Genomic DNA, 8,231 nt, shown 5'->3' with positions numbered 1-8,231 from the left:
GGATGGCGCTGTCTGAAATGCGACTACGAGGCAGGCACGATGAACCAGAGCGGGCCGCCAGGCGCGCAGCGCGCAGCTTGGTCTGCATACCGCCACGGCCCAGCGCACCACCGGTGCCACCGGCCACGGCGTCCAGGCTCGGGTCATCGGCGCGGGCCTCGTAGATCAGCTGGGCCTCGGGGTTGTTGCGCGGGTCGGCGTCGAACATGCCGTCGCGGTCGGTGAGGATCACCAGCAGGTCGGCCTCCACCAGGTTGGCCACCAGGGCGGCCAAGGTGTCGTTGTCGCCGAAGCGGATCTCGTCGGTGACCACCGTGTCGTTCTCGTTGATCACTGGCACCACGCCCAGGTCGACCAGGGTACGCAGCGTGCTGCGGGCGTTGAGGTAGCGCTTGCGGTCGGAAAGGTCGTCGTGGGTCAGCAGGATCTGCGCAGTGTGCTTGCCGTGCTCGCCGAAGCTCGACTCCCAGGCTTGCACCAGGCGCATCTGGCCGAGCGAGGCGGCGGCCTGCAACTCGTTCATCGCGCTCGGTCGCGTGGTCCAGCCCAGCTGGCTCATACCAGCCGCCACGGCCCCGGAGGAGACCAGTACCAGTTCCACACCCGCTTCACGCAATGCCACCATCTGCTCGACCCAGACCGCCATGGCGCCACGGTCGAGGCCCTTGCCATCGGCCGTCAGCAGCGCGCTGCCGATCTTCACGACCCAGCGCTTGGCGCCCGTCACCTTGCTTCGCATCTTCTCTTCCAACCTATGTCGAATCCGTAGATACCTTGATACAAAAACGCCGCTCCAGAGAGCGGCGTTCAGTGTACTGCAACCGATCAGTCGCGCACGTAAATGATTTCCGGGCCGTCTTCGTCGTCCTCGAAATCATCCCAGTCATCGTCGTCGCCGATGTCGTGCACGCTCTTGACGCCGGTACGACGCAGAGTACGCGCGTCGTCCAGGGCCTGCAGCTGGGCACGGGCTTCGTCTTCGATGCGCTGGTCGAGCTCGGCCAGCTCCGCAGCGTAGACCGGGTCGTTGGCCAGGCGGTCGGCGCGGTCTTCGAGGTAGCGCATCAGGTCGTGGCTGAGCTTCTCGGTGCCCTGCTTGGCAATGGCCGAGATCACGTAGACCGGGCCGTCCCAGTTCAGGCGCTCGACCACTTCCTTGACGCGCGCATCCTTCTCGTCGTCCATGATCATGTCGGCCTTGTTCAGCACCAGCCAGCGCTCACGGTCGACCAACGCCGGGCTGAACTGCGCCAGCTCGTTGATGATGATTTCGGCGGCATCGGCCGGGCTGCTTTCGTCCAAAGGCGCCAGGTCGACCAGGTGCAGCAGCACGCGGGTACGTGCCAGGTGCTTGAGGAAGCGAATGCCAAGGCCTGCACCTTCGGAGGCGCCCTCGATCAGGCCGGGGATGTCGGCAATGACGAAGCTCTTCCAGCGGTCGACGCTGACCACGCCCAGGTTCGGCACCAGGGTGGTGAACGGGTAGTCGGCAACCTTCGGCTTGGCAGCCGATACCGAACGAATGAAGGTGCTCTTGCCCGCGTTTGGCAGGCCCAGCAGGCCGACGTCGGCCAGCACTTTCATTTCCATCTTCAGGTCGCGCTGGTCGCCCGGCTTGCCTGGGGTGGTCTGGCGCGGCGCACGGTTGGTGCTGGACTTGAAACGGGTGTTGCCCAGGCCGTGCCAGCCGCCTTGGGCGACCATCAGTTTCTGGCCGGGGGTGATCAAGTCGCCGATCACTTCCTGGGTGGCCGCATCGATCACCGTGGTGCCCACCGGCACGCGCAGGAACAGGTCGTCGCCTTTCTTGCCGGTGCAGTCGGTGCTGCCGCCGTTGGAGCCGCGCTGGGCTTCGTGGTGGCGGGTGTAGCGGTAGTCGACCAGGGTGTTGAGGTTCTCGTCGGCGACCATGTACACCGAGCCGCCGTCACCACCGTCGCCACCGTTGGGGCCACCGTTCTCGATGAATTTCTCGCGGCGGAAGCTCATGCAACCATTGCCGCCGTCACCGGCCTTTACCCGGATCGATACTTCGTCAACAAACTTCATAAAAACCGCCTCTCGCCTGGTGGCGAGCTGAATGACTCTGAAACCTGAGGCTCTTGCAAAAATGAGCGCGGCGGCCCCGTACGACCAGAAACCAACGCCGGCAGCCCATACAAACAGCTTTGCAAGAGGCTCACCACAAACGAAAAAGCCCCGTCGCATGACGGGGCTTTTCCAGCGACGTCGCGATTAGGCTGCGACAACGCTCACGTAACGGCGGTTGAACTCGCCTTTCTTCTCGAACTTGATCACGCCTTCGATCTTGGCGAACAGGGTGTGATCCTTGCCCATGCCAACGCCGTAGCCGGCGTGGAACTGGGTGCCGCGCTGACGGACGATGATGTTGCCGGCCTTGATGACCTGGCCGCCATACATCTTCACGCCAAGGCGTTTCGATTCTGAGTCGCGACCGTTACGAGTACTACCACCAGCCTTCTTGTGAGCCATGGTTCAATTCTCCAAATAAATTCAGGGGACCTAGGGGATTAAGCCTGGATACCGGTGATTTTGATCTCGGTGAACCACTGGCGGTGGCCCATACGCTTCATGTGGTGCTTACGACGACGGAACTTGATGATGCGGACTTTGTCGTGACGGCCTTGCGAAACGACTTCAGCCACAACCTTGGCACCCGCAACGACTGGCGCGCCGATGGTGACGTCGTCGCCGTTAGCAACCAGCAGAACGCGATCGAAGGTTACGGATTCGCCAGTGGCGATTTCCAGCTTCTCGATCTTGAGGAATTCACCTTCAGCGACTTTGTACTGCTTGCCGCCGGTAACGATTACTGCGTAAGACATGGTATTTCTCCGATAATCCTGCTCACCCAGCGCTTTATATGATGAGTATTGGCTGGCATGGCTGCACTGGGCTGGAAAGGCCCCGTGCAATTGCGTAAGGCAGGTGCTGCCCAGGAAAGTTAGGGTGCGCGATTGTACGCAACCCTTGGAATGCTTGCAAGTACCGGCCCCAGGCCCCGGCCAGCGCGCCTTGACACACCGGAACCCGCGACCTAGCATGCCGCGCAACCTCAATGGAGCAGCCGATGCAACCCCAATCCTTCTACCGCGCGGTGGCTGACGATTTCAGCGCCGTCGACGAGATCATCAAGAAGCAGCTGACCTCGCGCGTGCCGCTGGTATCGAAGATCGGCGACTATATCACGTCCGCAGGCGGCAAGCGCCTGCGCCCGCTGCTGGTGCTGCTGTGCGGCAAGGCCCTGGGCCGCGAAGGCGACGACCTGCGCCTGCTGGCGGCGACCATCGAGTTCCTGCACACCGCCACCCTGCTGCACGATGACGTGGTCGACATGTCCGGCATGCGCCGTGGCCGCTCCACCGCCAACGCCCTGTGGGGCAACGCGCCGAGCGTACTGGTGGGCGACTTCCTTTATTCGCGCTCGTTCGAAATGATGGTCGAACTGGGTTCGATGCCGGTCATGCAGATCCTCTCCAAGGCCACCCGGGTGATCGCCGAGGGCGAAGTGCTGCAGCTGTCGCGCATACGCGATGCCAGCACCACCGAAGAGGTGTACATGGAAGTGATCCGCGGCAAGACCGCGATGCTCTTCGAGGCTTCGACCCACAGCGCCGCAGCACTGGCACAGGGCACCGAGCAGCAGCGTGAAGCTCTGCGCACCTTCGGCGACCACTTGGGCGTGGCCTTCCAGCTGGTCGACGACCTGCTCGACTACAAGGGCGACTCGCAGACCCTGGGCAAGAACGTCGGCGACGACCTGGCCGAGGGCAAGCCGACCCTGCCGTTGATCTACACCATGCGCGAAGGCACGCCCGAGCAGGCGGCGCTGGTGCGCCAGGCGATCCAGAAGGGTGGCCTGGAAGACCTGGAGCAGATCCGCGAGGCCGTTGAGGCTTCCGGCGCCCTGGACTACACCGCGCAACTGGCCCGCGACTATGTCGCCCGCGCCATCGCCTGCCTGGAAGTGCTGCCGGCCAGCGAGTACCGGGATGCGCTGGTGGAGCTGAGCGAGTTTTCGGTCGCGCGTACGCACTGATTACAGCGGCGCCCAATCGCGGGACAAGCCCGCTCCCACAAGGTCTTCACTAGCCTTGTGGGAGCGGGCTTGTCCCGCGATTGCATTTGTACAGACAAAACACATTTCCCTGGCAAAACCTTATACAATGTGCGTCTTTACCCGCCCCCGCACAGTTAAGGAACCGAAGTGAGCACCCTGCCACCCTGCCCCGCCTGCAACTCCGAATACACCTACGAAGATGGCACCCAATTGGTTTGCCCCGAGTGCGCCCACGAGTGGTCCGCCAGCGGCGAGGCCGAAGCGGCCAGCGATGACGTGGCGAAGAAGGACTCGGTCGGCAACGTGCTGCAGGACGGCGACACCGTCACCGTGATCAAGGGCCTCAAGGTCAAGGGCTCGTCCCTGGTGGTCAAGGTCGGCACCAAGGTCAAGAACATCCGCCTGTGCGATGGCGACCACGATATCGACTGCAAGATCGACGGCATCGGCGCGATGAAGCTGAAGTCGGAGTTCGTGCGCAAGGTCTGACCCGCCCTCCGGGGCTGCGCGCCTGGCGGCCCCGACAGATCCTGCAACAGGGTCGCTAGCCCACCGGGCAGAAATTCACCAATAGACCCTTGCTATTTTGATAATAAGAATTATTCTCATTGGAACCGCTATCCAAGGAGAGTAGCCATGACCTATCTGATCGACGCCTGGCTCGACCGGCCCCACCCCTACCTGCGCATCCTGCACCGCGAAACCGGCGAAGTCTGCGCCGTGCTCGAGGAAGACGCGCTCGACGAACTGCGCGACCAAGGCGACCTGGACCTGACAGGCCTGAATTCGAATGAACCGGGGGTGCTCAAGGAGTTGGTGCGCAACCTGTTCCTGTTCTGCTATGCGCGGGCGTTGCGCCCTGGGGGAACGGAATGGAATTGAGGTTGCCGAAGCTGACATCATCGCGGGGCAACCCGGTCGCCCCGCGATGAAGATGAAACAGTCTTACAGAACGTCGAGCAGCTCGACGTCGAACACCAGCACGCTGTGCGGCGGGATGCTACCAACGCCCTGGGCGCCGTAGGCCAGCTCGCTCGGCACGTACAGGCGCCATTTGCTACCGGCGTTCATCAGTTGCAGCGCCTCGGTCCAGCCCGCGATCACGCCACCCACCGGGAATTCGGCAGGCTGGCCGCGCTCGTAGGAGCTGTCGAACACGGTGCCGTCGATCAGGGTGCCGTGGTAGTGGGTGCGCACGTTGTCTTCGCGGGTCGGCTTGGCGCCTTCGCCTGCGGTCAGCACTTCGAATTGCAGGCCCGAGGCCAGGGTGGTGATGCCTTCGCGCTTGCCATTCTCGGCCAGGAACGCCTTGCCTTCGCCAGCGGCGGCTTCGGCCTTGGCGGCAGCTTCGGCTTGCATCACGTCACGAATGACCTTGAAGCTGGCCGACAGGTCGGCTTCGCTGACGCGGCTGTCGGCGCCGTTGAAGGCGTCGGTCAGGCCAGCCAGGATGGCTTCCAGGCTGACGCCCGGTGGCGGGTTGTCACGCAGTTGGCCGCCCAGCTGGCGGCCGATGCCGTAGCTGACGCGGGTTTCGTCGGTAGTCAGGTTGAGTTCGGACATTGGCTTGCTCCGCTACAGGGCGCAGCGAAGCCGCGCCCTCGATGAAAAGGGCGAGCAGCCTAGCACACTGCGGCCGAACGCCGCGAATCGCTACCAGGCGGAGCGCTGGGAAATCGGGACCTTGAGGTCTTCTTCGGGGTGTACACCCATGCCGCACATTTCATCCTGCACCGACCAATGCATCAGGTTCATCGACAGCATCGGCAAGCCTTGCAGGAGGGTGCGGGCATCTTCCACCGAACGTACCCGCAGGCGTTCGCCGCGGTTGTCGGCCAGGGGTTGGGCGCGGCCCTTGATGCGGGCCTCGAGCAGGTAGTCGCCACCTTCGATGGCGATCAGGTTCAGTTCATCGACATGGCCAGCCCTGGCCTCGACATTGAGCTGTTGCAGGTTCATGGGCATACCTCGCTGTGGAACCACGCAAGACTGCTCATTTTTTGTACAGAAGTAAGTAAAGTACAAGCCCGCCTGTCTGTTTCGCAGCACAACATGCAGCCCTTCCCCGGCAAGCCCGGGAAAGGGCGACGAGCGCTTAGTGCTTGGTGACCTTGTCCAGGTAACCCATGACGAACGCCGAGACGACGAAGGTCATGTGAATGATCACGTACCACATCAGGTGGTCGGTGGAGATGTTCTGGGCATCCATGAACACCCGCAGCAGATGGATCGAGGAAATCGCCACGATGGACGCGGCAACCTTCATCTTCAGCGATGAGGAGTCCATCTTGCCCAGCCAACTGAGCTTTTCCTTGTTGTCATCGATGTCCAGCTGCGACACGAAGTTCTCGTAGCCGGAGATCATCACCATCACCAGCAGGCCGCCGACCAACGACATGTCGATCAGGGACAGGATGACCAGGATCAGATCCGCCTCGCTCAGGGCGAAGACGTTGGGCAGGATGTGAAAAACCTCCTGGAAGAACTTCAATGCCAGTGCCAGCAGGCCCAGGGACAGGCCGAAGTAGATCGGGGCGAGCAGCCAGCGCGAGGCGTACATCGCATTTTCGAGGATACGTTCCATGGGGGTGTTAGAAACTCGTCAAGTGGCGGGAAAGCGAGCGCGAGTATAGCCAGCCACCTGTGACAGCAAAAGCCTGCGGCGGGTTGCCGCAGGCGAGCAGTCGTGTAGTCAGGTTTCCGGGTGGAACTGGTAGTCGCCGAGGTTTCGACAACGTTCGCCGTTGATCCGTTTCAGTTGCGCCTGCAAGTGCAGGCACCAGATCTGCGGGTCATCGGCCACCTGGTAGCCATGCAGCGTCAGGCTGTCGACCACGGCATTCATCACCGACTCGGCCACCATCGGCCCATGGAAGGGCCCTTGGGCCTTTATTGCAGAAGGCTGTTCGCCGGACATGCCGGCAGCGAACAGCAAGGTCCACATGCCATTGTCGCCGGCCAGCGGACGAATGCTGCACTCGATGCGAGTCACCAGGCCCAGGCACTGGCGGGTGAGACTGAGGTTGCGCATGGCGGCGTCCCCTCCATGAAGCCCTGTTCAGCCCGCAAGCTGCGGGCTGTTTCCATCCTGAACGCTGATACTGTCCTTAGTTCCAGCATAGGTGACCAGTGGAAAGAGTTGGAAAACCGGCGCCGAACGGTAGCACTTGGCCTTCAGCGCCGGTTTATTGACTTAAGCAGGTTTTGCCTGGGCGATCACCTCTTCCAGGCGCTCCTTCTCGGCTTCCTTGATCTCTTCTTCGCTGATCATTTCGGCGATCACCCGCAGGCGCTCTACCACCCGCGCGTTGACACTGCCTTCGGGGAATTCGCCCTTCTCGTCCGGCGTCCCGGCATCTTCACCCACCAGCAGGCTCAGTGCCTCGTCAGCCTGGCTGACCGCATAAACATGGAAGCGCCCGGCCTCCACCGCCTGTAGCACACGCTCATCAAGCATCAGCGTGGCGACGTTGGCGCGGGGGATGATCACCCCCTGCTCGCCGGTCAGGCCCCGCGCCTCGCACAGGCGGAAGAAGCCTTCGATCTTCTCGTTGACCCCACCCACCGCCTGCACTTCGCCGAACTGGTTGATGGAACCGGTGATGGCGAAGCACTGCTTGAGCGGGGTACGCGACAACGCCGAGATCAAGGTGCAGGCTTCGCCCAACGAAGCGCTGTCGCCGTCCACGTAGCCATAGGACTGCTCCAGCGCGATGCTGGCCGAGATCGCCAGGGGGAATTCCTGGGCATAGCGGCTGCCCAGGTAGCCCGTGAGGATCATCACCCCCTTGGAGTGGATCGGCTGCCCCAGGTTGACCTCGCGCTCGATGTCGACGATACCGCTGCCGCCGGGGTAGACCGTGGCAGAGATACGCGCCGGCATGCCGAACGCCGAATCGCCCACCTCGAGCACGGTCAGGCCGTTGCACTTGCCGATCGCCGCGCCTTCGCTGTCGATCAGGATGATGCCGGCGAGCATGTCGTCGAGCACCCGCTGCGACACTCGGCCAGTGCGCGTGGCCTTGGCCTTGAGCGCCCGCTCGATATGCCCGGCGTCGGTCATCTCGTCGTTGGCCAGCTGGCGGATGAAGTCTGCCTCGCTCACCAAGGAAGCGCGCCAGGGTCACGGTCTTGCCGCCGTGGCGTGCGT

11 protein-coding genes and 1 pseudogene are annotated in these 8,231 nt (G+C 62.8%); 3 read left to right on the top strand and 9 right to left on the bottom strand.

What is annotated here, in order from left to right; genetic code table 11:
• From proB to rplU, 4 genes are all read right to left on the bottom strand, one after another.
• Positions 1-739 (bottom strand): glutamate 5-kinase (proB, locus tag ACQKPE_RS25230; protein ID WP_427669407.1); only part of this gene is annotated, 739 nt, incomplete at its 3' end.
• 86 nt (positions 740-825) lie between these two features.
• On the bottom strand, positions 826-2,049 hold the full coding sequence (cgtA, locus tag ACQKPE_RS25225) for an Obg family GTPase CgtA (RefSeq protein ID WP_427669406.1): 1,224 nt from the start codon (positions 2,047-2,049) through the stop codon (positions 826-828).
• A gap of 186 nt (positions 2,050-2,235) precedes the next feature.
• A complete protein-coding gene (rpmA, locus tag ACQKPE_RS25220; RefSeq protein WP_060392553.1) occupies positions 2,236-2,493 on the bottom strand; it encodes a 50S ribosomal protein L27 in 258 nt (85 codons plus the stop codon).
• A gap of 38 nt (positions 2,494-2,531) precedes the next feature.
• Positions 2,532-2,846: a 50S ribosomal protein L21 gene (gene rplU / locus ACQKPE_RS25215; RefSeq protein ID WP_375101779.1), complete on the bottom strand. Its 315-nt coding sequence runs from the start codon at positions 2,844-2,846 to the stop codon at positions 2,532-2,534.
• Positions 2,847-3,091: 245 nt separating this feature from the next.
• Here rplU and ACQKPE_RS25210 point away from each other — a divergent pair, with 245 nt between their 5' ends.
• From ACQKPE_RS25210 to ACQKPE_RS25200, 3 genes are all read left to right on the top strand, one after another.
• Entirely contained in the window at positions 3,092-4,060 is a 969-nt protein-coding gene (locus ACQKPE_RS25210) for a polyprenyl synthetase family protein (RefSeq protein WP_427669404.1), read from the top strand.
• A 168-nt stretch (positions 4,061-4,228) separates the two neighbouring features.
• Entirely contained in the window at positions 4,229-4,570 is a 342-nt protein-coding gene (locus ACQKPE_RS25205) for a zinc ribbon domain-containing protein YjdM (RefSeq protein WP_427669403.1), read from the top strand.
• A gap of 147 nt (positions 4,571-4,717) precedes the next feature.
• A complete protein-coding gene (locus ACQKPE_RS25200) occupies positions 4,718-4,963 on the top strand; it encodes a hypothetical protein (RefSeq protein WP_375101776.1) in 246 nt (81 codons plus the stop codon).
• Positions 4,964-5,026: 63 nt separating this feature from the next.
• On the opposite strand, the gene ACQKPE_RS25195 is transcribed toward ACQKPE_RS25200, so the two are convergent.
• From ACQKPE_RS25195 to ACQKPE_RS25175, 5 genes and pseudogenes are all read right to left on the bottom strand, one after another.
• On the bottom strand, positions 5,027-5,644 hold the full coding sequence (locus ACQKPE_RS25195) for an FKBP-type peptidyl-prolyl cis-trans isomerase (RefSeq protein WP_427669401.1): 618 nt from the start codon (positions 5,642-5,644) through the stop codon (positions 5,027-5,029).
• A 90-nt stretch (positions 5,645-5,734) separates the two neighbouring features.
• Positions 5,735-6,040 (bottom strand): DUF6482 family protein, encoded by a 306-nt coding sequence (locus tag ACQKPE_RS25190; RefSeq protein WP_427669400.1) that lies wholly within the window; start codon positions 6,038-6,040, stop codon positions 5,735-5,737.
• 136 nt (positions 6,041-6,176) lie between these two features.
• Complete coding sequence (locus ACQKPE_RS25185) at positions 6,177-6,665, bottom strand: TIGR00645 family protein (RefSeq protein ID WP_427669398.1); 489 nt, start codon at positions 6,663-6,665, stop codon at positions 6,177-6,179.
• Between the two features lie 108 nt (positions 6,666-6,773).
• Positions 6,774-7,112, bottom strand: coding sequence for a hypothetical protein (locus ACQKPE_RS25180; RefSeq protein ID WP_427669397.1), 339 nt, complete (start codon positions 7,110-7,112; stop codon positions 6,774-6,776).
• A gap of 162 nt (positions 7,113-7,274) precedes the next feature.
• A pseudogene (locus ACQKPE_RS25175) lies at positions 7,275-8,189 on the bottom strand (S16 family serine protease); the annotation flags it as partial.
• Between the last annotated feature and the right edge of the window lie 42 nt (positions 8,190-8,231).

This window comes from Pseudomonas sp. NPDC089554, assembly GCF_050280645.1.
Classification (GTDB): Bacteria; Pseudomonadota; Gammaproteobacteria; order Pseudomonadales; family Pseudomonadaceae; genus Aquipseudomonas.
The sequence above is the reverse complement of the archived record's forward strand: the minus strand, read 5'-3'. Positions and strand labels throughout refer to the sequence as shown.

Excerpts from the sequence above, each read along its gene's own strand:
- cgtA (WP_427669406.1), bottom strand. The coding sequence starts at position 2,049 with ATGAAGTTTGTTGACGAAGTATCGATCCGGGTAAAGGCCGGTGACGGC.
- rpmA (WP_060392553.1), bottom strand. The coding sequence starts at position 2,493 with ATGGCTCACAAGAAGGCTGGTGGTAGTACTCGTAACGGTCGCGACTCA.
- rplU (WP_375101779.1), bottom strand. The coding sequence starts at position 2,846 with ATGTCTTACGCAGTAATCGTTACCGGCGGCAAGCAGTACAAAGTCGCT.
- ACQKPE_RS25210 (WP_427669404.1), top strand. The coding sequence starts at position 3,092 with ATGCAACCCCAATCCTTCTACCGCGCGGTGGCTGACGATTTCAGCGCC.
- ACQKPE_RS25200 (WP_375101776.1), top strand. The coding sequence starts at position 4,718 with ATGACCTATCTGATCGACGCCTGGCTCGACCGGCCCCACCCCTACCTG.
- ACQKPE_RS25195 (WP_427669401.1), bottom strand. The coding sequence starts at position 5,644 with ATGTCCGAACTCAACCTGACTACCGACGAAACCCGCGTCAGCTACGGC.
- ACQKPE_RS25190 (WP_427669400.1), bottom strand. The coding sequence starts at position 6,040 with ATGAACCTGCAACAGCTCAATGTCGAGGCCAGGGCTGGCCATGTCGAT.
- ACQKPE_RS25185 (WP_427669398.1), bottom strand. The coding sequence starts at position 6,665 with ATGGAACGTATCCTCGAAAATGCGATGTACGCCTCGCGCTGGCTGCTC.
- ACQKPE_RS25180 (WP_427669397.1), bottom strand. The coding sequence starts at position 7,112 with ATGCGCAACCTCAGTCTCACCCGCCAGTGCCTGGGCCTGGTGACTCGC.